Source organism: Exiguobacterium sp. s22 (assembly GCF_018617455.1).
Taxonomy (GTDB): domain Bacteria; phylum Bacillota; class Bacilli; order Exiguobacteriales; family Exiguobacteriaceae; genus Exiguobacterium.
This window is the reverse complement of the sequence record NZ_JACSKD010000001.1, coordinates 186,352-212,244: the sequence shown is the minus strand read 5'-3', so window position 1 is coordinate 212,244 and position 25,893 is coordinate 186,352. Positions and strand designations below refer to the sequence as shown.

At 47.9% G+C, this 25,893-nt stretch carries 25 protein-coding genes; all 25 read right to left on the bottom strand.

Annotation, left to right across the window (positions count from 1 at the left end):
- Positions 1-3 precede the first annotated feature (3 nt).
- Complete coding sequence (gene truB, locus KNO94_RS01120) at positions 4-918, bottom strand: tRNA pseudouridine(55) synthase TruB (protein WP_483299159.1); 915 nt, start codon at positions 916-918, stop codon at positions 4-6.
- Positions 919-960: 42 nt separating this feature from the next.
- Positions 961-1,308 carry a 30S ribosome-binding factor RbfA gene (gene rbfA, locus KNO94_RS01115; protein ID WP_015881430.1) on the bottom strand — a complete coding sequence of 116 codons (348 nt, stop codon included), beginning with the start codon at positions 1,306-1,308 and terminating at the stop codon, positions 961-963.
- Positions 1,309-1,326: 18 nt separating this feature from the next.
- A complete protein-coding gene (infB, locus tag KNO94_RS01110) occupies positions 1,327-3,528 on the bottom strand; it encodes a translation initiation factor IF-2 (RefSeq protein ID WP_214740174.1) in 2,202 nt (733 codons plus the stop codon).
- Between the two features lie 21 nt (positions 3,529-3,549).
- Positions 3,550-3,846: a YlxQ family RNA-binding protein gene (locus KNO94_RS01105; RefSeq protein WP_214776879.1), complete on the bottom strand. Its 297-nt coding sequence runs from the start codon at positions 3,844-3,846 to the stop codon at positions 3,550-3,552.
- Positions 3,843-4,112 carry an RNase P modulator RnpM gene (rnpM, locus tag KNO94_RS01100; protein WP_214740170.1) on the bottom strand — a complete coding sequence of 90 codons (270 nt, stop codon included), beginning with the start codon at positions 4,110-4,112 and terminating at the stop codon, positions 3,843-3,845. Before rnpM ends, KNO94_RS01105 begins: the two co-directional genes overlap by 4 nt.
- A gap of 2 nt (positions 4,113-4,114) precedes the next feature.
- Positions 4,115-5,278: a transcription termination factor NusA gene (gene nusA / locus KNO94_RS01095; protein WP_214691843.1), complete on the bottom strand. Its 1,164-nt coding sequence runs from the start codon at positions 5,276-5,278 to the stop codon at positions 4,115-4,117.
- 14 nt (positions 5,279-5,292) lie between these two features.
- Positions 5,293-5,769 (bottom strand): ribosome maturation factor RimP, encoded by a 477-nt coding sequence (rimP, locus tag KNO94_RS01090; protein ID WP_193343250.1) that lies wholly within the window; start codon positions 5,767-5,769, stop codon positions 5,293-5,295.
- 113 nt (positions 5,770-5,882) lie between these two features.
- Positions 5,883-10,157: a PolC-type DNA polymerase III gene (locus KNO94_RS01085; protein WP_251125753.1), complete on the bottom strand. Its 4,275-nt coding sequence runs from the start codon at positions 10,155-10,157 to the stop codon at positions 5,883-5,885.
- Between the two features lie 88 nt (positions 10,158-10,245).
- Entirely contained in the window at positions 10,246-11,946 is a 1,701-nt protein-coding gene (locus KNO94_RS01080) for a proline--tRNA ligase (RefSeq protein ID WP_214776875.1), read from the bottom strand.
- Positions 11,947-11,978: 32 nt separating this feature from the next.
- On the bottom strand, positions 11,979-13,229 hold the full coding sequence (rseP, locus tag KNO94_RS01075) for an RIP metalloprotease RseP (protein WP_214740163.1): 1,251 nt from the start codon (positions 13,227-13,229) through the stop codon (positions 11,979-11,981).
- Positions 13,230-13,232: 3 nt separating this feature from the next.
- The gene (dxr, locus tag KNO94_RS01070; RefSeq protein WP_214776873.1) at positions 13,233-14,390 is read right to left on the bottom strand and encodes a 1-deoxy-D-xylulose-5-phosphate reductoisomerase; all 1,158 of its coding nucleotides are present in this window, start codon (positions 14,388-14,390) and stop codon (positions 13,233-13,235) included.
- A 14-nt stretch (positions 14,391-14,404) separates the two neighbouring features.
- The gene (locus KNO94_RS01065) at positions 14,405-15,202 is read right to left on the bottom strand and encodes a phosphatidate cytidylyltransferase (RefSeq protein WP_214776871.1); all 798 of its coding nucleotides are present in this window, start codon (positions 15,200-15,202) and stop codon (positions 14,405-14,407) included.
- Position 15,203: 1 nt separating this feature from the next.
- A complete protein-coding gene (locus KNO94_RS01060) occupies positions 15,204-15,941 on the bottom strand; it encodes an undecaprenyl pyrophosphate synthase (protein ID WP_214740157.1) in 738 nt (245 codons plus the stop codon).
- Between the two features lie 84 nt (positions 15,942-16,025).
- On the bottom strand, positions 16,026-16,586 hold the full coding sequence (gene frr / locus KNO94_RS01055) for a ribosome recycling factor (RefSeq protein ID WP_214740155.1): 561 nt from the start codon (positions 16,584-16,586) through the stop codon (positions 16,026-16,028).
- Positions 16,583-17,308: a UMP kinase gene (pyrH, locus tag KNO94_RS01050; RefSeq protein ID WP_214740153.1), complete on the bottom strand. Its 726-nt coding sequence runs from the start codon at positions 17,306-17,308 to the stop codon at positions 16,583-16,585. The genes frr and pyrH overlap by 4 nt, the downstream gene beginning before the upstream one ends.
- 110 nt (positions 17,309-17,418) lie before the next feature.
- The gene (gene tsf / locus KNO94_RS01045) at positions 17,419-18,300 is read right to left on the bottom strand and encodes a translation elongation factor Ts (RefSeq protein ID WP_078146717.1); all 882 of its coding nucleotides are present in this window, start codon (positions 18,298-18,300) and stop codon (positions 17,419-17,421) included.
- 118 nt (positions 18,301-18,418) lie between these two features.
- On the bottom strand, positions 18,419-19,159 hold the full coding sequence (gene rpsB, locus KNO94_RS01040; protein ID WP_015881415.1) for a 30S ribosomal protein S2: 741 nt from the start codon (positions 19,157-19,159) through the stop codon (positions 18,419-18,421).
- Positions 19,160-19,311: 152 nt separating this feature from the next.
- Positions 19,312-19,698 (bottom strand): hypothetical protein, encoded by a 387-nt coding sequence (locus KNO94_RS01035; protein ID WP_214776870.1) that lies wholly within the window; start codon positions 19,696-19,698, stop codon positions 19,312-19,314.
- Positions 19,699-19,710: 12 nt separating this feature from the next.
- On the bottom strand, positions 19,711-20,481 hold the full coding sequence (locus tag KNO94_RS01030) for a FliA/WhiG family RNA polymerase sigma factor (RefSeq protein ID WP_214776868.1): 771 nt from the start codon (positions 20,479-20,481) through the stop codon (positions 19,711-19,713).
- Between the two features lie 12 nt (positions 20,482-20,493).
- Entirely contained in the window at positions 20,494-20,979 is a 486-nt protein-coding gene (locus tag KNO94_RS01025) for a chemotaxis protein CheD (RefSeq protein ID WP_214776866.1), read from the bottom strand.
- Positions 20,972-21,571: a chemotaxis protein CheC gene (locus KNO94_RS01020; protein ID WP_214776864.1), complete on the bottom strand. Its 600-nt coding sequence runs from the start codon at positions 21,569-21,571 to the stop codon at positions 20,972-20,974. The genes KNO94_RS01025 and KNO94_RS01020 overlap by 8 nt, the downstream gene beginning before the upstream one ends.
- On the bottom strand, positions 21,561-21,992 hold the full coding sequence (locus KNO94_RS01015; RefSeq protein ID WP_015881410.1) for a chemotaxis protein CheW: 432 nt from the start codon (positions 21,990-21,992) through the stop codon (positions 21,561-21,563). The genes KNO94_RS01020 and KNO94_RS01015 overlap by 11 nt, the downstream gene beginning before the upstream one ends.
- Before the next feature lie 12 nt (positions 21,993-22,004).
- On the bottom strand, positions 22,005-24,005 hold the full coding sequence (locus tag KNO94_RS01010; RefSeq protein ID WP_214776862.1) for a chemotaxis protein CheA: 2,001 nt from the start codon (positions 24,003-24,005) through the stop codon (positions 22,005-22,007).
- Positions 24,006-24,024: 19 nt separating this feature from the next.
- Positions 24,025-24,864 (bottom strand): MinD/ParA family protein, encoded by an 840-nt coding sequence (locus KNO94_RS01005; protein ID WP_214776860.1) that lies wholly within the window; start codon positions 24,862-24,864, stop codon positions 24,025-24,027.
- Positions 24,843-25,892: a flagellar biosynthesis protein FlhF gene (locus tag KNO94_RS01000; RefSeq protein WP_214776858.1), complete on the bottom strand. Its 1,050-nt coding sequence runs from the start codon at positions 25,890-25,892 to the stop codon at positions 24,843-24,845. Before KNO94_RS01000 ends, KNO94_RS01005 begins: the two co-directional genes overlap by 22 nt.
- Between the last annotated feature and the right edge of the window lies 1 nt (position 25,893).

The following is a 25,893-nucleotide window of genomic DNA, read 5'->3' as shown; positions in this document are numbered from 1 at the left end:
CCCTTAGTCGATGGCCAGCATGACCTCGACTGTAGCGTCTGTCGTTCCTTCTTGTCTTCGATATAAAGCAAGAGGGATTCCTTCTTCATTATAGACAGTAAATAACTCAAATTCGAGCGAAACGCCGTTCAGCTTTCCGCCATTCCGAATATAATGCTCCCGATTCTTTGGAATCGTGATCGCTGGCCAGCGTTTGATGACATCCTCGAGTGGAATCACATATGCCATTCGCTCCTCGACCGTTTCAAGAGACTGTAACGTTTCGAGCGATACAGCGTTCGCTTCCTCAAACGTTCCTGAGCTCGTGCGTCTCAGTTCACTCATATGGGCAGGATAACCGAGCTTCTCCCCGATTTGTACAGCGAGCGTACGAATGTATGTCCCTTTCCCGCAGTCGATTTCCATTCGGAAGCGACATACGTCTTCTTCAAACGTCAATTCACTCGTCCGTTCCAAACGGTGAATCTCAACCATCCGGCGAGGGCGTTCAACGGTCTGGCCTTTCCGAGCGTACTCGTACAGCTTCTTCCCATTAACTTTGACCGCTGAATAATACGGTGGAATCTGTTCAATCGTTCCCGTCAATTGGCGCATCGCTTCGTCAATCTGTAATTCGTTCAATTCGTTCGATGTGACCACCTTTTGATCCACGACCTCACCATGCGCGTCCTCGGTCATCGTCGCCTTACCGATTGTCACCTCGGCCACGTAACGTTTCCCTTCATCCGTGATAAAACGAGACAACTTCGTCGCACGTCCTAAACAGATGGGCAATACACCTGTCACTTCTGGGTCAAGCGTACCCGTATGTCCAACTTTTTTCGTTTGAAACAGTTTTCGTAACTTGAACACGCAGTCATGACTTGTCATGCCTCTGTCCTTATCGAGTACAAGCACTCCGTTTGGTTCCAACTTCATCCCTCCATACAAAAAAGGGAGAACGACGTCTCCCCTTTCAAATTATTGATCTTTGTTTAAATCACGAATCAATGAGTCGATATGGCTACCATATGCAACCGATGAATCGTATTCAAACGAGATTTCTGGTGTTTTACGAAGACGGATGCGATTCCCGATTTCGCGACGGATAAATCCTTTCGCTTTGTCGAGACCTGCTTGCGTTTCTGCCTTCACATCTTCCTCATCACCGAGCACCGTATAATAGACCGTTGCTTGTTGTAAGTCCCCTGTCACGTCAACGCTCGTAATGGTAGCGTTCTTTGTGCGTGGGTCACTCACTTCTCGTAACAAGACGTCTGTAATCTCTTTACGCATTTGCTCGGCAACACGTTGGGCACGAATTTTCATACGTGATCCCTCCTCACATTATTTACGTTCGACTTCTTTCATGACGAACGCTTCAATGACATCGTCTACTTTAATGTCATCAAATTTCTCTACTTTAATCCCACACTCGTATCCAGTCGCAACTTCTTTCACGTCATCTTTGAAACGGCGGAGTGTATCGAGTTTGCCCTCATAGATCACGATTCCGTTACGGATGACACGGACACCGGCGTCACGAGTGATTTTACCTTCCGTCACATAACAACCTGCGATCGCACCGACTTTCGATACTTTGAAGACGTCACGGACTTCGACTTGACCTGTGATTTCTTCAACGAACTCAGGATCAAGCATCCCTTTCATCGCGCTCTCGATTTCTTCAATCGCGTTGTAGATGATGCGGTGGAGACGCATTTCAACATTCTCTTGTTCAGCCATTGAACGGGCGTTTCCGTCAGGACGGACGTTGAATCCGATGATAACGGCATTCGCAGCTGACGCGAGGATGACGTCACCTTCTGTGATCGCACCGACACCTTGGTGAACGATGTTGACTTTGACGCCTTCGACGTCAATTTTACGGAGTGAGCCAGCCAATGCTTCGGCTGATCCTTGAACGTCTGCTTTGATGATGACGTTCAAGTCTTTCACTTCACCTTCTTGAATACGGCTGAACAAGTCATCAAGACTTACTTTCGCCGACTCACGACGCTGTGACTCAAGGTAACGTTGGTAACGTTTTTCACCGATTGCACGTGCTTTCTTCTCATCTTCGAAGACGATGAACTGGTCACCCGCTTGTGGGACGTCGTTCAAACCAGTGATTTCAATCGGTGTTGATGGTCCGACTTGTTTCACACGACGACCGATATCGTTGACCATCGCACGGACACGACCGAACGTGCTACCGACAACGATCGGATCTCCGATTCGAAGCGTACCGTGTTGAACGAGAAGTGTTGCGACCGGTCCACGACCTTTGTCAAGTTTTGCTTCGATGACTGATCCACGAGCTGGCATGTCTGGCGTCGATTTGTATTCTTCGACTTCAGATACGAGAAGAATCATCTCGAGCAACTCATCGATACCTTCACCTTTAATGGCCGAAATCGGAACGAAGATTGTTTCGCCGCCCCACTCTTCCGGGATGAGACCGAACTCTGTCAATTCTTGTTTGACACGGTCAGGGTTTGCCCCTTCTTTGTCCATTTTGTTGACTGCCACGATAATTGGCACGTTCGCTGCCTTAGCGTGCGAGATCGCTTCCTCTGTTTGTGGCATGACGCCATCGTCAGCCGCAACGACGATGATGGCGATATCTGTCACTTCCGCACCACGGGCACGCATCGTTGTGAATGCCGCGTGACCTGGCGTATCGAGGAACGTGATTTTCTTATCGTTTACTTCAACTTGGTACGCACCGATATGCTGCGTAATTCCACCCGCTTCTCCTGCGACGACTTTCGTGTTACGAATCGAGTCAAGAAGTGTCGTTTTCCCGTGGTCGACGTGACCCATGATCGTGACGACCGCTGGACGCTCTTCGAGGTCGTATTGTGAGAAATCGATTTCGACTGTTTCAAAGTCTGTCTCATCGACGACAACTTCTTTTTCTACTTCATAGCCGAATTCTGCAGCGAGTAATTCAACCGTCTCATCATCAAGCGTCTGGTTGATTGTTGCCATGACACCGAGACCCATCAACTTCATGATGATTTCGTTTGGCTTCTTGTTCATTTTAGAAGCAAGGTCAGATACGCTGAGTACATCATCATACTTGATGACATTGCCCATTTCTGCCTCTTGCGCGAGACGAGCCGCTTTACGCTGACTTGTCTTCGAATTTGGATCGGCTTCTTGTGGCACAGCTGCTTTGACTGGTTTGCCTTTCCCTTTCCCTTTTCCACGTTTTTTATTGCGTGGGTCGTTGTTACGGTTGTCGTTACGATTTTGACCACCGCGATTATTTTGACCGCCACGGTTTTGTTGCGCCGCTTGCGGACGTGACTGTTCTTTTTTCTCTTGTTTCGGCTCGTTAGAAGTTGAAGTTGCTTTCGCTTCAGTTTGCTTCTCAGCACGATATTTTTCTGGATTGAACACACGGTCCAACTGTTTGACTGTCTCATCATCGAGGACGGCCATGTGGTTTTTCACCGGTTTGTTCAATTTTTCTAATTGAGTAATGACTTGCTTACTCGTTACATTCTGTTCTTTTGCAAATTCATAGACGCGTTTTCCCAAAGCATCCACCTCCGTTAATAGTTAAGAGAGAAGTTGCTTAAGCTTGTTCGCAAATCCGGATTCTGTCACCGATACGACGACTCGCATATCTTTACCGAGTGCGGCACCGATTGTATAGCGATCGCTCACTTCAATCAATGGCACTTGATAAGACGTACATTTGTCAGTGACTCGTTTTTTTGTCGAGGCACCTGCATCTCCGGCTAGAATGACGAGCTTGGCACGACCCGCTCGTACATCCTTTAATACAAACTCTTCTCCCATCGTTACTTTCCTCGCTCGAGCAGCAAGGCCTAACAATGATTCCCATTGGTTCATGATTCGCCACCTGCGACAGCGATTAGCTGTTCATACAAGTCGTCGCTCGTCTTTACTTTCAAATGATGATCGAGCGTCCGTTTTTTCTCTGCTTGACGAACGACATCGATATCTTTTGATAAGTATGCACCGCGACCGTTCACTTTACCCGACTGATCGATGACCACGTCACCTTCAGGCGTTCGAACGACACGAATCAATTCTTTCTTCGGGAGCATTTCTTGTGTGACCACACACTTACGCAAAGGAAGTTTCTTTTGCTTCATGGTCATTCCTCTTCTTTCACCACAGCTGTTTCAACTGAAGCATCTGATAAGTCTTGTTCAACTTCATTTTGAACAATTTCTGGCTCTGATTCAACTTTTTCAGCGAACGTATCGAACAAATCGAGTGCTTCCGCATCTGTCTCGCTCTTGATGTCGATTTTCCAGCCTGTCAATTTCGCAGCGAGACGGGCGTTTTGACCACGTTTTCCGATCGCAAGTGACAATTGATAGTCCGGTACGACGACTGTTGTAGACTTCGCAGGCTCGTTGACATAGACGGCAACGACTTGCGCCGGGCTGAGTGCGTTTCGAACGAACTCTTTCGGGTCTTCAGACCAACGAACGATATCGATTTTTTCACCGTTCAACTCGTCGACGATTGTTTGGACACGTTGTCCTTTCGGTCCGACACATGCACCGACCGGGTCGACGATATCCGAGTGAACCGCAATTTTCGAACGGTCTCCCGCTTCACGTGATACCGACATCACATCGACTGTCCCGTTTGAAATCTCAGGCACTTCGAGTTCGAACAAACGGCGCAATAGTCCCGGATGCGTACGTGACACTTGAATCGCAGCACCTGAACCTTTTGTCGTTGAATCAACTTTTGTCACGTATACTTTGATACGGTCATGAATTTGATACGACTCGTTCGGCATCTGTTCATTCGGTGTCAAGACGGCCTCAATGTTATTTTCGAGACCGATATAGAGGTTACGTGGGTCAAAACGCTCCACGATCCCTGTCATGATTTCGTCTTCTTTGTCAGCGAAGTGGTTGTAGATGCGCTCGCGCTCCGCTTCACGCATCTTCTGTGTGACGACTTGTTTTGCCGTCATCGCCGCGACGCGTCCGAAATCACTCGGAGTGACTTCTTCTTTATGGAAATCACCGAGCTCATAGTTCGGATCGATTTCATGTGCTTCTTCAAGTGAAAGCTGTTGGTCCGGTTGCGTGAGGCGTTCTACCACTTCTAAAAGTGCATAGACACGGATATCTCCCGTCACCTGGTCAAACTCGACTTTCACGTGCTCGTTCGGGTTCGCCACGTTGCGGCGATACGCAGAAATGAGCGCTTGTTCGAGTGCATCGATAATGATATTTTTGTCGATTCCTTTTTCTTTGGCAATCTGATCGATTGTAGTGAGTAATTGTGGACCCATCTTCTTCCCTCTCCTTAACTAAACGTGACCGCTAAGCGGGCTTGTGCAATTTTGTCTACCGGTAGCGATACCGCTTTTTTTCTTGTCTTGATGCGTGTCTCGATCACGACCGTTTCCCCATCATATGCCGTCAAAATTCCTTCAAACTCTTTGGCACCATCGATCGGAGCGAACGTTTTCATGTAGACGTTTTTGCCTACTGCACGTTCGAAATCGCTCGGCTTTTTCAGCGGACGCTCCGCACCAGGACTCGAGACATCAAGATAATAAGCCTGTTCAATCGGATCGGTTTCGTTCAGTTTTTCCGAGAGTTGTTCATTGATATTGACGCAATCGTCCAAATCGACGCCCCCCGGCTTATCGATATAGACGCGCAAGAACCAGTCAGGACCTTCCTTCACGAATTCCACATCGACCAATTCCATGTTTTCTCGTTCGACGATTGGCAATGCAATCGATTCAACGACTTCTGTTATTTTGGACACTCTCATCCCTCCTTCTGGCTTTTACATACAAGAAAGGAGTAGGGTTCCCTACTCCTTTCCGTCGTAGTATCCAACTTTGTTCGATACCAATATATCATATTTTCCCGATAAATCGCAACTTACACCCCAAAATCAAAGAATGAGAGTTGGTTCTCATCAGGCAGACCTTCAAGACATTTCATCGTATCGAGTGTCTCGATGACCGTTTTCGAAAGTTTCGCTCGTTTCCGTAAATCTTCTTTCGACAGGAATTGCCCTTCTTCCCTTGCTTCGACGATTGCTTTTGCCGCGTTTGTTCCGAGTCCGTCGACCGCGTTGAACGGTGGAATGAGCGTATTGTCTTCGATCAAGAACTCTGTAGCGCTTGACCGATACAAGTCGATGTTTTGGAACTTCATTCCCCGCTCGAGCATCTCAAGCGCTAGTTCAAGCACCGTGTGTAGTCCTTTATCCTTCGCCGTCGCATCGAATCCTTTTTCTCGGATGTCCGACATCGCCTTACGAACGGCTTGAGGCCCTTTAATCATCGCAGACAAGTCAAAGTCCCCGGCGCGGACGGTAAAGTACGTCGCATAGTACAGAATCGGATGATGCACTTTGAAATAGGCAATCCGGACCGCCATTAAGACGTAGGCGGTCGCGTGTGCTTTCGGGAACATATACTTGATCTTCTTACAAGATGAGATATACCATTCCGGCACGTTATTCTCCCGCATCTCAGACTCCATCTCTTCCGTGAGCCCTTTCCCTTTCCGGACGGACTCCATGATTTTAAAGGCGAAGGATGGTTCGAGACCTGCATAAATCAGATAGACCATGATGTCATCTCGACAACCGATGACGTCCTTCAGTTCGCACGTCCCGTTATAAATCAATTCATTCGCGTTTCCGAGCCATACATCTGTCCCGTGGGATAAACCGGAAATTTGAACAAGTTCCGAGAACGTCGACGGTTTCGTCTCTTCAAGCATCTGACGGACGAACTTCGTCCCAAACTCCGGAATTCCAAGTGTGCCGGTCTTCGACTCAATCTGTTCCGGTGTCACCCCGAGCACTTCTGGTGATGAGAAAATCTTCATGACGGTTGGGTCATCTGTTGGAATCGTCTTCGGATCGATACCAGACAAGTCCTGTAACATCCGGATGACGGTCGGGTCATCGTGCCCGAGAATATCGAGCTTCAATAAGTTGTCATGGATGGAGTGGAAGTCAAAGTGAGTCGTCTTCCATTCAGATGAATTGTCGTCCGCCGGATATTGGATCGGGGAAATGTCCGCGATGTCCATATAGTCCGGTACGACGATGATTCCACCTGGGTGTTGACCCGTCGTCCGTTTCACCCCGGTGACCCCGGACACGAGACGGTCGACCTCGGCGTTTCGATATATCTTGTCATTCTCTGTCGCATATCCTTTCACATACCCATATGCCGTCTTGTCGGCAATCGTTCCGATTGTCCCGGCACGATAGACGTACTCTTCTCCGAATAGCACTTTTGTATAGGCGTGGGCATGCGGTTGATATTCACCTGAGAAGTTCAAGTCGATATCCGGTACTTTGTCCCCTTTGAAACCGAGGAACGTCTCGAACGGAATGTCATGACCGTCTTTTTTGTACCACGTGCCACACTCCGGACACTCCTTGTCCGGCAAGTCATATCCCGAACCGACCGACCCGTCGTTGAAGAAGTGCGAGTGTTGGCATTTCGGACAAACATAGTGCGGCGGTAACGGATTGACTTCCGTGATTTCCGTCATCGTTGCGACGAGACTCGACCCGACCGACCCACGCGAACCGACCAAGTAACCATCATCGAGCGATTTCTTCACGAGTTTATGTGAAATCAAATAAATGACGGCGAATCCGTGTCCGATAATCGACTTGAGCTCTTTCTCGAGTCGCGCTTCCACGATCTCAGGTAACTCGTCCCCGTAAATGGAGCGAGCCATATCGTAGCTCATATTCCGAACCTCGTCATCCGCGCCTTCAATTTTCGGCGTGTATAAGTCATCCGGGATGATTTGAATCGACTCAATTTGATCGGCGATCGCATTCGGATTTGTGATGACGATTTCACGCGCTAAATCGTCACCTAAAAACTTGAACTCCTCCATCATTTCTTTCGTCGTCCGGAAGTGCGCATGTGGTAATTCTTTACGCGTGTTGATAAAGTTCGCCCCTCCTTGGGTACGAATCAAAATCTCACGATATGAGCGGTCCGACCGATCTAGATAATGAACATTACCTGTCGCACACACCGGTAACTCGGCCTTCTCGGCGACACGAATGATACGTTTAATGATTTCACGGAGTTCTAACTCGTTCGCCACAATCTCTTTATCAATCAAATGATGATAGAGTGCCGGCGGGTGGATCTCGATGAAGTCGTAAAACGACATCATCTTCTCGAGTTCATCATCCGACTTGTTTAAGGCGGCGTCAAAAATCTCCCCGTTGTCACAAGCCGATCCAATCAATAATCCTTCCCGCCGCTTCACGAGCTCAGAACGTGGCATGCGTGCCATCCGATACAAGTAATCGATGTGAGATAAGGAAATGAGCTCATATAAATGACGAAGTCCTGGCTTTTTGTTTTTCGCATAGATCGTTGCATGGAACGGACGAATCTTCGATACGTCACTCCCAACTTTCGCGTTCAACGAGCGATGTGTCGTCATCTCGAACATCTGCTTAGCGAGATCGAGCAACTTCATGAGCAAATACGCCGTTGCTTCCGCATCGTAAATGGCGCGGTGATGTTGTGTCAGTTCGATATCAAATCGCTTCGCGAGTGTGTTGAGTCGGTGATTCTTCAACGTTGGCATCAACGTACGGGCAAGTTCGAGCGTATCGATGACCGGGTAATCGTCAGGCTCATGCCCTCCGCTACGGAGTGTCGCTTCGAGGAATCCCATGTCGAATGATGCGTTATGAGCGACGAGGATACTGTCACCACACCATTCGACGAATTGTTTCGTGATGACTTCCGGGTCCGGTTGACCTTGGACCATGTCATCGGTGATTCCCGTCAATTCGATGGTGGTCGCCGACAAGGCGTGTTTCGGATCAGCAAACGCCTCAAACCGGTCGATGATCTCCCCGTCCTTGATTTTGACTCCAGCGAGTTCGATGATTTTATTGTAAACGGCAGAAAGTCCCGTCGTTTCGACGTCAAAAACGACATACGTCGCATCATCCAATGCGACATCGGTCGCATGATAAGCGACAGGGACACCATCGTTGACGACGTTCGCTTCGACTCCGTATAACACTTTGATGTCATTCTTCTTCCCAGCGTAATACGCTTCCGGGAATGCCTGAACTCCGGCATGGTCGGTGATGGCAATGGCACGATGTCCCCATTTCGCAGCACGGGCGACGAGAGATGAGACGTTTGTGACGGCATCCATTTGGCTCATCTGTGTATGTGCGTGAAGTTCGACGCGTTTCTCGCCTTCCCATTCATCACGTGGCGGTTCAACCTTCACTTCTTGAAGTTGAGATGCCATCATACATAGTTCGCGCATGAACGAATCATCTTCGACCCGACCGGCCGTTTGAATCCACATTCCTTTTTTGACGGCACTGAGCATACGGTCGTCATCGTCATCGCGAGCAAATACTTTCACGATGAGTGAATCTGTATAATCTGTCATTTTGAAGGTGAACAGTTTCTTCCCACTCTTCAACTCTTTCCGCTCTGCCGAGAAGACGAGTCCACGAATCGCAACACGTCGCTCTTCTTCGATAATCGTCTTGATTGGAACAATCTCATCTTTAATGAGTGCGCCCATCCGGATTTCTGTGATCGGTTCGTCGTTTGTTTCTGTCGCCTTAGCGAATTGGGCAGCAAGTGCCATTTTCGCTTGTTCAATATCTTCTTGAACGACTTGTTCACGTAAAGCCTGACTCGCCTCGGCGTCTTCTGAGTAATGTGCCTGACACGGTTTTTTCGTGAACCCATAGGCGCTATAGAGCGCCTGTACTTCTTGACAGAGTTCTTTGTCTACATAGCTCGCCTCAGGTGCCGAACGCACCGGAATCATGAGTTTGTTCTGTTCGAATCGTGGCGAAACGGAACCGAAATAACTACGCATCGCGCCAGATACTTGGCTCAATTCGCTGACGATTCGCGGCCAATAGTCGATATAGTCTTGCTCGCTTCCACCAGTTGCTGTCGAGAACCGAGCGTACACCTCATCCGCAAACGTCGCATATCTGCTCTCTAATCGACTCATGAACAATTGATGAACGTCGTATGGCAATACTTTTGGAAATGAAAAATAAAATGTCCACGTTCGCCGCTTTTTATTGACGACAAGCCGTGAGAGTTCGGCCTGATCAAACAGGTCCGTCTCGGTCGTGATCCCAAGGTCACTTAATAATAATTGCATCTTTTGATTTGCTTCCACGGGTCCGTCTTTCCCCCTTTATGCCAATTCGACAAATGAAGGTGACCGCTTCCGCTGTCACCTTCATCCATTAATGAACTTCGCTAAATTTTGAAGCGATGACTTGTTTCAATTCATCGATTGATGTTTCAATCACTTCACCTGTTGCACGTACTTTCACTTCAACGATGCCTTCACCGGCTTTTTTCCCGACGTTCACGCGAATCGGAAGTCCGATCAAATCCGCATCCGCAAACTTGACGCCCGCACGTTCTTTTCGGTCGTCGAACAAGACATCGTATGTTTGACCGAGCTCTTCATAAAGACGGTTCGCCAACTCGACTTGTGTATCATCTTTTGCGTTGATTGCAATCAAATGGAGATCGAACGGCGCCACGTTACGTGGCCAAACGATTCCACGGTCGTCGTGATGTTGTTCGACGATGGCTGAAAGTGTACGTGACACTCCGATGCCGTAGCAGCCCATGATGAGTGGTTCGGCACGACCCTCTTCGTTTAAGAATGTCGCTCCCATCGCTTCTGAATATCGTGTTCCGAGTTTGAATACTTGCCCCACTTCAATCCCACGAGCGAAACGAACTGGACCAGACTCATCCGGTGCCAAATCACCTTCGACAACGAAACGTAAATCGTGGTATGTCATTTCGGCAAGGTCGCGCGCAGCGTTTACACCCGTGTAATGTGTGTTCGCCTCGTTTGCACCACAGACAGCATCCACTAAGTACTTGACCGCATAGTCGGCAACGACTTTGACCGGAGCGTTAATCGGTCCGAGTGTACCTGGCGCACAATTGAACAACTCAACGATTTTCGCTTCTTCTTCAAGTTGAATGTCGAGTCCACCGAGTGCGTTCTTCACTTTGACTTCATTCGCTTCATGGTCGCCACGAACGATTGCCATGACGGTTTCGCCATCCACGTTAAACAAGACAGATTTGATTGTCGTCTTCGGATCTACATTTAAGAATGCCGCCACATCTTCAATCGTACGATTTTCTTCCGTGTCCACTTTTTCGAGCGGACGAACGTCAGCTTGTTGCATCTCATAACGATCAAGTGTTTCGGCCATCTCAATGTTTGCCGCATAGTTTGATGTATCGGTATAGACAATCGTGTCTTCCCCGATATCCGCAAGTGCTTGGAATTCGTGTGTGTCTTTCCCGCCGATTGCACCAGAGTCTGCCACGACTGGACGATACTTCAGTCCTGTACGGTCGAAGATGCGTGAGTACGCGTTATACATATTTGTATATTCTTCATCTAAGTCCTCTTGTGTCGCGTGGAATGAGTAGGCGTCTTTCATCAAGAACTCACGTCCGCGGAGCAACCCGAAGCGTGGACGACGCTCGTCGCGATACTTCGTTTGAATTTGGTACAAGTTCATCGGAAGTTTTTTATACGAGTTGAGTTCATCTCGGACGATCGATGTGATCAATTCTTCATGTGTCGCGCCAAGTGCGAAGCGACGATCATGACGGTCCGTCAACCGCATCAATTCAGGGCCGTAAATGCCCCATCGTCCTGTCTCTTCCCAAAGTTCTGCCGGTTGAATGGCAGGCATCAATAACTCTTGTGCACCGGCACGATTCATCTCTTCTCGGATGATCGTTTGGATGTTGTGTAACACACGATGTCCGAGTGGAAGATATGAATAGATTCCTGCCGCATTTTGGCGAATGAATCCTCCACGGACGAGGAGTTGATGGCTGACCGCTTCCGCATCAGCCGGTACTTCTCTCAATGTAGGCATGAGCAATCTAGATTGTTTCATACAGTTCAACGTTTCCCTTCTCTACAAACAGCTTATTTAAAGAATGATTGAATGTCGTTCCAAGTGACAATCAACATTAAAATCATCAAGAGTGCGAATCCGATAAAGTGGACGAATCCTTCTTTTTTCGGATCGATTGGACGTCCCCGTACCGCTTCGAACAAGAGGAAAATCAAGCGTCCTCCGTCTAACGCTGGCAATGGGAGCAAGTTGAAGATGGCAAGGTTGACGGAAAGAAGCGCTGTCCAGTTCAACAGCATGATCAATCCGCTCGCCGCCACTTCATCTGTCATCCGGACAATCCCAACAGGACCTGCCAATTGATCGACACCGACTTGTCCTGTCACCAAATCACCGACAGCAGAGAAGATGAGCGTCGACATGGTCCATGTCGTTTCCGCCCCCGTCGTCACAGCTTTGACCGGTGATCGTTCGAGCGCGTTCGTGACACCGAGTATCCCGACCGTCTCTCCGTTTTGCTCGACAGCTTGTGGAGTTAGCGTGATTGTTTCTTCTTCGCCATCGCGGATGTATGTGACTTCCGTAGGGGTATCTGCTCGATCAGCTAAAACCGAACGTAAATCGAGCCAATCCGTAATTTGCTTCCCTTCAATCGATACAATCTCATCACCGCTCATTAATCCTGCCTCATCTGCGGCTGAATCCGGTTGAACGGTACCGATTTGGCCATCGTTCGTTGGAGTACCTTGAACGAGACCGACAATAACAAGCAAGATGAACGCTAATACGAAGTTCATCGCCGGACCGGCTGCAATCGCCAAGACACGCTTCCAAACCGACTGGGCTCCAAATGTTCGATCATGCGGTGCGATTTGAATTTCCATGCCCTGGTCGACAAGAAGTGTATCTCGTTCTAACGAGTAAACACGTACTTCTTCGTCGATGAGAAGTTGCACTTTCAACTCGTGCGTCGAATCAAACTTATCGACGGTTCCTACGACTTGGACATCAGTAGCCGTATCCGGTTGGAAATAGACACGGTCCACTGTTCCTGTTTCGGTTAGACGGAGTCCGACATGCTGACCCGCACGGACTTCAATCGGTTCGAAATCTTCCCCGGCCATTTTGACATAGCCGCCAATCGGCAAAAGTCGAATGGTATAGAGCGTTTCATTCTTACGGAATGAAACAATTTTTGGTCCAAAGCCAATCGCAAACTCGTGACAGAGAATGCCTGCCCGCTTCGCCATGACGAGGTGTCCCCACTCATGTACTGAAATGAGAACGCCAAACATCAAAACGATGGCGATAAAAGTCGTCATGATTTATTCCCCACCTTCAATTCCTTGCTGAATCTGTTGACGTACTACTCGGTCCACTTCTAAAATTTGTTCGAGCGTCGGATGCGCAATCACTTCATGTCGAGTCATTGCCTCTTCAACGATTCGTTCAATTTCTAAAAACGTAATGTGACCGTTTAAGAATAGGTCCACTGCCACTTCATTGGCTGCGTTCAGGACAGTCGGCATCGTACCACCGGCCCTACCTGCTTCGAACGCTAATCGAAGTGCCGGATAGCGCTCAAAATCAGCTTCTTCAAAATGTAGCTTTCCGATTTCCTTCAAGTTTAACCGCTTATTCCCCTCAATTTCAAGCCGCTTCGGTCTTGATAATGCATATAGGATGGGGCCGCGCATATCCGGGTTTCCAAGCTGGGCCATCACGGCGGCATCTTTGAATTCTACCATGCTATGAATGATCGATTCACGATGCAAGATGACTTCAATATCATTATAATCGATATCGAATAGCCAGTGTGCCTCGATGACCTCAAGTCCTTTATTAAACATCGTTGCCGAATCAATGGTGATTTTCGCCCCCATCGACCAGTTTGGATGGTTCAATGCATCTTCGACTGTTACATCAGACAACTCTTCCCGAGAGCGATCGCGGAAACTACCACCCGAAGCCGTTAATATGATTTTTGAAACGTCTTCTCTCCGCTCGCCGTTCAAGCATTGGAAAATAGCAGAATGTTCGCTGTCGACTGGCAACAACTTGACTCCATGTTCTTTCACCGCCGCCTTGACGAGATGCCCGGCGGTGACGAGTGTTTCTTTATTAGCGAGCGCAATATCTTTACCTGCTTGAATCGCTGCGAGTGTTGGTTCGAGCCCAACTGCTCCAACGACTGCAGTGACGACGATATCAGCCCGTTCAGCCGTCGCACATTCTTTCAAGCCCTCCGAACCAATGAAATACAACGGTTCGTATGTAAGGCGAGGCTTTAATTGTTCAAGTATCTCGATGCTTGTCGCTGATACATATTTTGGTCTAAGTCGATTGATCCATTCTGTAGCGACATCGACGTTCGTTCCAAACGCATACGCCTCAAGTTCAAACAGGTCGGGATGCTGTTCGATGACGTCACATGTTTGTACGCCAATCGAACCAGTTCCCCCAATTAAGCTAATTCGCTTCATCTCGACACTCCTTTTTATAGCAGATTAAACACCCAAATGACGGTAAAGACCGCAATCATACTATCAAATCGATCTAAAATTCCTCCATGCCCTGGTAAGAGATGACCTGAGTCCTTCACACCAAATTGACGTTTATATGCAGATTGTACTAAATCGCCGAGTTGACCGACGACAGCCACAACAATGGCCAAGATGAGCACTTCTACAACGGGCAAGATCGGATCGACCAAAACGAAGATGACACCGAGTACAATCGCAGAAACAATGCCTCCGATTGCCCCTTCAATCGTTTTGTTCGGACTGATAGACGGCCACAATTTGGCTTTTCCGAACGCCTTGCCGGTAAAGTATGCACCTGAATCCGTCGCCCAAATCATGAACAAGATGAGCAACACTTTGGATAGACCATCGTCAGACAGTCGGACGAGTGCAAAGCTGATGAAACCGACAACTAAATAGACAGCTGAAACGAAATAGAAGCTAGCATCTTCATACGTGAATCGATTTTTTGTGACGACCGTCCAGAACAATAGTAGAACGAGGCCCAATACGAGCCACTGTTCGACCGAGAACGGGAGGTCGTCCGTTACGATATGTGATTCTAATAACAATAAGATGAACGGAAACGCCACAAGTAGTGCCGTCACTAAAAACGGGAATGCCAATAATTTATGTTTTCGCATTAACGTGAACTCGCTCAGTCCAATCAGCGCAAGAATTCCCATCAGTGAGACAAAGGCGTTTCCCCCGAGCGCGATGACCGTGATAAAAATGGCACCTGCCCATAGTCCTGTTATAATTCGTGTCTTCATGTTACACCCCACCAAAACGCCGCGTGCGCGCGTTGTATGATTCAATCGCTTCTACAAAATGCTCACGCTTAAATTCCGGCCACAATACTTCTGTGAAATGGAGTTCTGCATATGCGCTTTGCCATAATAAAAAGTTCGAGAGTCGTTGTTCACCACTCGTCCGAATGATGAGGTCCACATCTTGAACGTGGGTCATCAATCGTTCACCAATCATGTGATCGTCGATGGCATCAGGTTGAATCAACCCAGACTGTACGTCTTCAGCGATACGACGCATAGCCTGTACAAGTTCATCGCGTCCGCCATAATTCAGAGCAAAAACGAGTTGTAACCCCGTGTTGGCAATGGTACGTTCTCTTGCCTCATCAACAGCCTCTCGCGTCTCTCGAGGAAGTTTCGACGTATCTCCTGCAACGAGCACCCGTACATTCTGTTCATGGAGTTCTCTTAAATCAGTCTCCAAAAACTGTTTCGGTAATTTCATCAAGAATGAGACTTCTTCTTCCGGACGAGTCCAGTTCTCTGTGGAGAACGCATACAACGTGAGAGATTGAATTCCAAGTTCTTGAGCAGTTCGAACCGCTTCCCGGATGGATTTCATCCCTTCCCGGTGACCCATGATGCGAGGAAGACCACGTTTTTTGGCCCAGCGTCCATTTCCATCCATGATGATGGCTACGTGCTCAGGAACACTCAACTCCGCCTCGATTTTGGTTTTAGGATTCACCCATTTAAACATTCTGTTATCCTCCTGATTGTATGAAAGAAGGACCCTCTCAGAAAAAGGGTCCCCACACAGCTTTTTGGTATACCACTTCCGTGATTACACTTCCATGATTTCTTTTTCTTTAACTGCTGCAGATTCATCAATCTTCTTAATATACGAATCCGTCAACGTTTGAACGTCATCTGCATATCCGCGGAGGTCGTCTTCAGTTAACTCGCCATCTTTCTCGAGTTTCTTCAAGTTTTCGTTTGCGTCACGACGAACGTTACGGACAGCGACTTTCGCTTCTTCCGCATATTTTTTCGTGACTTTAACTAACTCTTTACGACGTTCTTCCGTCAATGCAGGAATCGCCAAACGGATGACTGTACCGTCAGATGATGGAGACAAGCCGAGGTCTGCCTTTTGAATCGCTTTTTCCACTTCAGAAACCAATGATTTATCCCATGGTTGAATCAAAAGAAGACGCGCTTCCGGTGTATTGATGTTGGCCACTTGATTGAGAGGTGTTGGGACACCGTAGTAATCAACTTGGACAGGATCCAAAATCGATGCGCTGGCACGGCCAGTGCGAAGCGTTCCAAAATCACGTTTAAGTGAAGAATGCGCTTTTTCCATTTTTTCTTCAGCTGTTTTCAATACTTCTTTGACACTCATGAATTGACTCCTCCTACTACCGTTCCGATATGCTCCCCGAGAACGACACGTTTAATATTACCTTCTTCAAGCAATGAGAATACAATCAATGGAATGTGGTTGTCCATACAAAGTGACGTTGCCGTCGAGTCCATAACTTGGAGTCCGTCTTTTAAGACGTCAAGATAAGACAACGTATCGTACTTCACTGCCGTTGCATCCAATTTCGGATCGGCTGAATAGACGCCGTCCACATTGTTTTTACCCATTAAAATGACATCAGCTTCGATTTCAGCTGCACGAAGGGCAGCTGTCGTGTCCGTTGAGAAATATGGGTTTCCTGTACCGGCCGCAAAGATGACGACGCGTCCTTTTTCAAGATGACGCATTGCGCGACGACGAATGTATGGTTCAGCAACTTGTCGCATTTCAATTGATGTTTGGACACGCGTTTGGACACCGTACGTTTCAAGGCTATCTTGAAGAGCAAGTGAATTCAATACAGTCGCGAGCATACCCATGTAATCCGCATTGGCCCGGTCCATTCCGAGTTCACTGCCCGTCTTTCCACGCCAAATGTTTCCGGCACCTACAACAACGGCGACTTCTACACCCATCTCAATCAATTCTTTAATTTGATTTGAAATGGAGTTTACAATGTTAGGGTCAATCCCATAACCTTGATCTCCAGCGAGCGCTTCTCCACTCAATTTTAACACAATTCGTTTATATTTCGGTTCCATAACTTTGCCTCCTCTTGCTTGAAAAAAGGGAACACGCTCCCTTAACGAACTAACTCAAGGTGATACAGACGTGTTCCCAATTTTAGTTGCATCACAAATGATGATGCAGATTATTTTTTAAGTTGGTTCATAACTTCTTCAGCAAAGTTCTCTTCACGTTTCTCCATACCTTCTCCTACTTCGAAGCGTACGAACGAGTTGATTTTTCCGCCTTTTGATTCTACGTACTTACCAACTTTGAAGTCGCTGTCTTTTACGAACGTTTGGTCAACGAGGCAGATTTCCTCGAAGTACTTGTTCATACGACCAGCAATCATCTTCTCAACGATGTTAGCAGGTTTGCCTTCGTTAAGTGCTTGCTCAGTCAAGACTTTCTTCTCGCGGTCGATTTCTTCAGCTGATACTTCATCGCGTGTCGCGTAAAGTGGACGTGCTGCAGCAACGTGCATAGCAACGTCTTTTGCAACTGTCTCGTCAGATGTGCCGTCGATGACAACGACTGAACCGATGCGACCACCCATGTGGAGGTACGTACCGAATACAGCATCGTCAGCTTTTTCAAGAACAGCTACACGACGGAGTGAGATTTTCTCTCCGATTGTAGAAGCTTCTTCTTGGATGTACGTTTCAAGTGTTTTACCTGCTTCGTACTCAGCTGCAAGTGCAGCTTCAGCAGTTGTTGCGCCTGATGCGAGTACTGCTTTTGCTACGTTGTTTACGAGCGTTTGGAACTTCTCGTTTTTCGCAACGAAGTCTGTTTCTGAGTTGATTTCGACGAGCACAGCTTTGTTGCCTTCAACTGCTACTGCTGTCAAACCTTCAGCGGCGATACGATCACCTTTTGCTGCTGCTTTAGCGATTCCTTTTTCACGAAGGAAATCGATTGCTGCTTGCATGTCACCGTCTGTTTCAACGAGTGCTTTTTTGCAATCGAGCATTCCTGCTCCTGTTTTTTCACGAAGTTCTTTTACCATTGCTGCTGTAACTGCCATCGGAAATTCCTCCTTGTAAAACTAACAATTTTTTAAGAAAAAGCACAGGGCTTTTTGATTACTTGTCCTAAAAAAAGGTGATAAAAGGCTTTCCCTTTATCACCTATTGTCTCACTGATTACTCAGCTTCTGTAGCTTCAGCTTCTGTCGCTACAGCTTCTTCAGCAACTTCTTCTTCACCTTGCTTCGCTTCGATGATTGCATCAGCCATCTTCGAAGTGAGCAATTTAACTGCACGAATTGCGTCGTCGTTCGCTGGGATGACGTAGTCGATTTCGTCTGGGTCACAGTTTGTGTCGACAATCGCAACGATTGGGATGTTCAATTTGTGAGCTTCCGCGATTGCGATACGCTCTTTACGTGGGTCAACGATGAAGAGGGCGTCAGGCACACCAGGCATATCCTTGATTCCGCCGAGGAACTTCTCAAGACGAGTCATTTCTTTTTTCAAGATGATGACTTCTTTCTTAGGAAGTACTTCGAACGTGCCGTCTTCTTCCATTTTTTCGAGTTGCTTCAAGCGGTTAATACGCTTTTTGATTGTTGAGAAGTTAGTGAGTGTTCCACCCAACCAACGCTCGTTAATGAAGAACATTCCAGAACGGATTGCTTCTTCTTTGATTGTATCTTGAGCTTGTTTTTTCGTACCAACGAAGAGGACGTTTCCGCCTTCTGCCGCGAGTTCACGAACAAAGTTGTAAGCTTCGTCTACTTTTTTGACCGTTTTTTGAAGGTCGATGATGTAGATCCCGTTACGCTCTGTGAAGATGTATTTCGCCATTTTTGGGTTCCAACGGCGTGTTTGGTGACCGAAGTGTACACCAGCTTCAAGCAATTGCTTCATTGAAATTACTGCCATGATAAATTTCCTCCTTGTGGTTTAAAAAATTCCTCCGCCTCGTTCATCGTTGTATTCCGACCTTTCGGCACCGAGGAACACCATCCCGAGACGTGTGTGATGTGTTTAACACCGAGAACTACTATAGCACATGTCACGAAATCCGGCAACTCTCACTTTTTACGAAGTTTCGCATAGAGCGCGAGTTCGCCCTCTCCTTTTCCAAGGATTCGGGCAGCGTCCCGAACGGAATGTCGCAACAAGACATCGTCCACGTCGATTGACGCGGACGGTTTTATTTCTTCTGTCTCTTCTTCGATCGTTTGAACGGACTCGTTGACGGGTGTTGTCTCCTCTTGTTGAACCACGCTCGAACGTTCAGCGGGTTCCTGAACGACGAGGTCATTCATCGACTCCATGAATGAGAGAAGCAACGTTTCGGTCTCTTGCTTCTCCCGTTCGAGCCGTTCGACTCGTTCCTGAAGCGCTTGGACTTGACGGTAGCCGAACAAAAAACCGTAAGCAACCAAACAAGTCAAGATCACATATACAATATACACTTGTTAATCTCCTTACGATGTCTTTTCTTCTAAATAAGACCGACCGAGCGCGAGCTTCAACGTCTTCAACGCCTTAGAATGAATCTGTGAAATCCGGGAGGTCGATAGTTCGAGCACTTCTCCGATTTCTGTCAGCGTCAATTCGTCAAAATAAAATAAGGAAACGACGAGCCGTTCTTTTTCAGATAAATGATCGACCTCTGCAGCTAGAACGTCAATCAATTCACGTTGCAATAACGTATCTTCCGGTTTTTCCGAATCCGGGTCGAAATACGTGACTGACATGACTTTTCCTTCTTCTTGCAGTGTCACGGCCTCATCAATCGACAACATATTGGCAAAATACCCTTCCGCCATTGTTCGTTCGATTTCAGAGATCGGCAAGTCGCATGCCGAGGCTAACTCGCTTTTTGTCGGTGCACGATGCAACGACTGCTCTAGCTGTTCTGCCACGTGATCGATTTTTTTCACTTTTTCTCGGACCGACCGAGGCAACCAGTCTACTTTTCGTAATCCATCGATGATGGCTCCTCGAATCCGAAACGCAGCATACGTATCGAATTTGTTGTTGTGCTCTGGATCATATTTCATAAGGGCATCGTACAATCCCATGTAACCCAAACTTTTCAATTCGTCGCGTTCGACGCTCTTTGGAAGCGTCACGATCATCCGTTGTACGTGGTAGTGGATGAGAAACTCGTAATGTGCTAGTAGTTCGTTTGCTGTATCCATATCACGGTCCGTATTCCAGCGATCCCACAACTGTGTAAGATGAGTCGTCATGTCGATCCCCCCTTATAGTTCTTTCGTACCCACGCTCACCGTCCGAATCGATAAGACGGATGTCGCGACGTCAAACTCGATTGTCCGCCCGTTATGTCCGCCGCAATCTTCTGCAACGAGCGGGATCCGATGTCCTTTTAATGCCTGACGAATGGCCTCGGCGTTTCGCTCACCGATTCGCATCGCCTCATTCTCATATTTAAATTGAAACATTTGAGCGCCGCCAGCCATCTTCGCTTGTAGCCGCGTCGCCCCTTCTCGTTTTAACGAATGGACGAGCGTATCGATGGCCGTATCCGCATATTTTCCTACTTCAATCGTTTGATTCTTCCGAGCAATCGTCGAATCCGGTAACATGACGTGCGCCATGGCCGCCAATTGGAGGCGGGTGTCATATAAAATGACACCCACACACGATCCAAGTCCGGCTGTACGTAACCGATTCGGTGCAGTTGTCTGCTTCCATTCAGCAATCCCGATTTTTAATACTTCAGCCATGGCCAAGCAACCGTTCTTGAATCCGTTTGAGCGACCCATGTGTCGGTAGGAACAACACATGTCCTGCACTTACTTTTTGATCAATCATAAATGTCGTATCAATATAAAGGGACGAATCTTCCTCTGGTTGAACCGAAGTGACGACAAATTCAACAATCGAACCTGCCATATCGATGGCCGTTGCCGGCACTTGAATCATAATCGGTGTCTGTAACCAGTCGCCGAGCGCTCGGGCATAAGCACCGCTCATGATATTCCCGACCTCTTCCCAAGCTGACTGACCAAGTTCATCGACTGAATCGAATGAGTATGGCATCCCGATTAGTGTCGAGACCATTTGCTCGGCATCTTCGACGGCGAACAAAATGAGAATCATTCCACGAATGTCACCATCTAATTCCAATAAGACCGAGGCAACATGTCGTTCCGGACCCCCGACTCGATCGGGCAAATACGTGATCGGCTCCATCTCAGCAGAAGACACGGTAATGTTCACCGGTTTTGAGAGCATGGCGGACAAGGCAGTCGCCGCATGACCAGACCCTATATTTCCCAGTTCCTTTAACAGGTCTTGTTCAAACTCACTCAGCATACTGTTCCTCGAACAACGCGTTCGCATCGAGTAATGAGAAGAGTTTGTCTTCTCCTTTGGCGATGGCTGTCAAATGAGCCGAAAGCATATCGCGGCTCGATTCCGGAATCGGTTCGATGCGAACTTCATCACTTTCTACGACTTCGTTCGCGCGATCAACGATAAAGCCAGCATCTCCTTGATTCAATGAGGCGATCAGGATGCGTGTCTCATCCGTTGGCTCGATTTCTTCATAGCCGAGACGTAAGCGAAGGTCAATGACCGGCGTGACGACACCGCGAAGGTTGATGACCCCTTTCACATGTGACGGGGCGTTCGGCACCCGCGTGATCGGCTGAAGTCGCTCGATTGAACGGACCGACTGTACGTCGATTCCGTACGTATTTTCTTCAAGTGAAAAGACTACCCATTTCTGTTCCATCTATATTCCTCCTTAAAAGAGATCGTTACTATCTACGATAAGAGCGACGCGACCGTCACCGAGAATAGTCGCACCAGAGATAGCCGGAATCCCTTCAAGATACGTACCGAGCGGTTTCATGACAATTTCTTGTTGCCCAATCAAATCGTTGACGACAACACCGACAAGTTTATTTCCTTTGCGGACCACAACGACCGGGAATTGCGATTTCGTTTCCGAGTCGATGCCAAACATTTCTTTTAAATAGACGAGTGGGACCAATTGACCACGGAAGTCGAAGACGCGCTCACGGTGTGCCGTCAAAATGTCCGCTTCATCGAGCAAAGTCGTCTCAAGGATTGATGTTAATGGAATCGCATACGATTCCTCTCCCACTTGAACGAGCATCGCCGAGATGATGGAGAGAGTGAGCGGTAAGCTGACTTGGAACTTTGTGCCTTGCCCCGCAACTGTCTCTAGTGAAACGACACCACCGAGTGATTCGATTTTATTTTTAACGACATCGAGTCCGACACCGCGTCCTGACAAGTCAGTGACCACGTCTGCCGTCGAGAAGCCTGGAGCAAAAATCAACATCGCCAATTCGTTCTCAGACATCATCGTTGCTTCTTCATCCGAGATTACTCCACGTTCTAGTGCTTTTGAGCGAACCTTATCGACGTTGATACCGGCACCGTCGTCCTCGATTTCGATGAAGACGCGGTTTCCTCCGTGATACGCACGGAGTGCAAGCATCCCTTGTTCCGGTTTTCCGGCTTGAAGACGTACTTCTGGACGTTCGATACCGTGATCGATGGCGTTACGAATCAAGTGGACGAGCGGATCGCCGATTTCATCGATGACCGTACGATCGAGTTCTGTTTCCGCACCGGAAATGTCCAACTGGACCTTTTTATGAATTTCTTTTGCGACTGAACGCACCATTCGTGGGAAACGATTGAACACTTGCTCAATCGGCATCATCCGGAGCGTCAGGACGAGTGACTGTAACTCGTTCGTGCCTCGTTTGATTTTTTCGACTGTTTCATTCAATTCCGGCTGAGCGACTTCATCTGCCAAGCGCTCAAGACGTCCGCGATCGATAATGAACTCTTCGAACAAGTTCATGAGACGATCGATACGTTCTAAATTGACACGAATCGTTTTCGCTTGAGCTTGCGCCGCCACTTGTTCCTTCGTATCCTTCGTATCTTTCACTTCTTCTTGAACTGGGGCTGCTTGAACAACCGGTTCTGGTGCAATCGTTTCTGCCGTCACTGCGACTTCTGGTTCGCTGTCAGCTGATTGTACAAACGCATGGACTTCGACACGTTCCACTTCGGATACTTGAGCAATCGCATGTTCGATCACTTCTGCCGTCTCTTGTGACAAGAATAAGACGTCGAACGTCAAATCGAATTGTTCTTGCTCAATCTCTTCCGTTTCAGGGTTCGTCCGTACGACCTCACCAAGTTCTTGAAGACGATCGAACACCATGTACGCACGTGCCGCTTTCAATACGACAGCGTCAGATAATTTGACCGTGATTTGAAACGCCTCAAAGCCTGTTTGTTTCGCCTGGTCGATAACCGAGTTTGTATACAAATCAACTTCAAACGTATTCGTCTCTGATGTTTTTTCAACCGTGACTTCTTTTCCACCGATGAAGGATTGGAAGGCGGCGACTGTTTCTGACACATCCACGTTTGCGCCTTGTCCGCCACTCTCGATGTCCGCGATCATATCTTCCATTTGTTCCATGGCGATGAACATTGTGTCTAATAGAAGTTGGTTGCTTTCTTTCTTGCCCCCACGGACGAGGTCGAGTGCGCTTTCCATCTCATGGGTCAAGTTGGCGACCCGTTCATACCCCATCGTTGAAGACATCCCTTTGAGTGTGTGTGCGGACCGGAAGATTTCCTGTACAACATCCGCTCCACCTGATTGTTCTAATTTAAGTAACTGCGTGTTGATCGATTGGATATGTTCTTGGGATTCATCTAAAAACAACCCTAAGTATTCATTCACGTCCATCTCAATTGCCTCCCTGTCATTATACTCGGTTCCACTGTTTCCGTAAGTTCCCCATCAAACGGTCCATCAAGTGACGTGGTTTTGGAGGCGTTCCCGTAAGCGTTGTCAAAATTCGTTCGAGGCGCCAGCTGATATCACTTTTTCGGTTGTATTGATAAAACGGGACTTGTGCGATGACTGCCTTTCTGACTGAGGCATCATCCGGTAAAAAGCCAAGGAATCGAATCGTCTTATTTAAAAACTGTTTGCATGCGACTTCCATCCGTTCGAAACATTGAAGGGCTTCCTCCCCGGACTGGGCTCGGTTGACGATGACGCCAAGCGGCAAGTCAGGGTATTGATGGTGCACTAGTTTCGTATATGCGTAACCGTCCATGAGCGAGGTAGGTTCTGGCGTCAAAATTAAGAACATCTCATCACACCCCGCGATGAATTGAAGTGAGGTGTCCGTCGCTCCAGCGCCCATATCGAACAGGACATAATCATATTCGGTCAATACTTCGAGTTCTCGCATGAGAAATTGCATGTCATCCTCTGAGAGATGGACGAGCTGGTCTTGCCCACTCCCTCCATGTAATATATCGACACCATACACATTTTTCTGAACAGCTGCGGCCAATGGAATACGAGCTTTTACGGTCTCGATCATCGTTCTGGACTTCATAGCATTCATTAAGATATGCACATTGGCCATACCGATATCAAAGTCGACGATCAACACCCGTTTCCCAAGTTCTGCTAGGGCGATGGCCGTGTTCACGCAGACGTTCGTCTTTCCGACCCCGCCTTTCCCACTCGCAAAGGCGATGGTGGTCGGGTGGGCATCATTGATTGCTCTTAAACGCCTTGCTTGGTCCATCTTGCCCACCCTTCTTTCTCAAACAGTCGTTTCGTCAATAGATCCGCTTGACCTGGAATCAAGTCGTCCGGCACTTCCTGGCCGTCTGTCATCCAAGCGACGGGAAGCCCGCTCCTTTTCACCATACGGTACATCGCATGGATGTCACTCGTCTCGTCCGCTTTCGTAAAGATGAGCGAGCTGAGGGGCAATGATTCGAATTGCGAATAAATCATGTCCATGTCCTTCATTTTGGAGGTCAAACTCAACACGAGCGAAAGGCTTGTCTCCGTGAAGTCATGATGTTCATGAAACTGTTCGACGTAAGCCGGGTCACGAAAATTTCGACCAGCCGTATCGATCAACACGATATCTTTTCGGGCAAACAATTGCTTGGCCCGTTTGAAGTCGTGAAAATCATATGCGACCTCTACCGGGATACTCATGATTTCGGCGTACGTCTTTAACTGTTCGATGGCAGCGATTCGATAGGTGTCGGTCGTGATCAGTCCGACCGTCTTGCCTTCTTTTAACTTAAAGTGCGCTGCAAGTTTAGCGAGCGTGGTCGTCTTCCCTACTCCTGTCGGTCCAACGACCATGACGTAACGCTTCGCTTCAGGCGGTTCAATGAACGACGATTTGACTTGTTCGTACACATATCGTTCCGCTTCTTCTACAGATTTTGTCGTATAGTACAGTTCGTTCAGCGTTTCTTCCCACGACTCATCCGCAAAAGACTCGGCCGAGAGCAATGATTCTACGTGCTGTAACGAGGCATGTAGCTTCGGCGCCGTTCCTACCACACGTGGTGGCGGTGTGACGACAGGTCGCGTCGGTTCTGTCTGAGCTTGAACAGGTTGCCTTGGCTTTGTGACAATCTGTTCCTTCTCAAGCGCTGCGATGACTTCCACTTGTTTGGACGCGAAGAGACCGAACCATCCTGACTTCACTTGTCGCGAATTAAGGATGACCGCTTCGTCTCCAAGTTCTTGTTTCACTTTCGCCATCGCGTCACTCATGGTCTTCGCCGTAAACTTTTTAATTTGCATA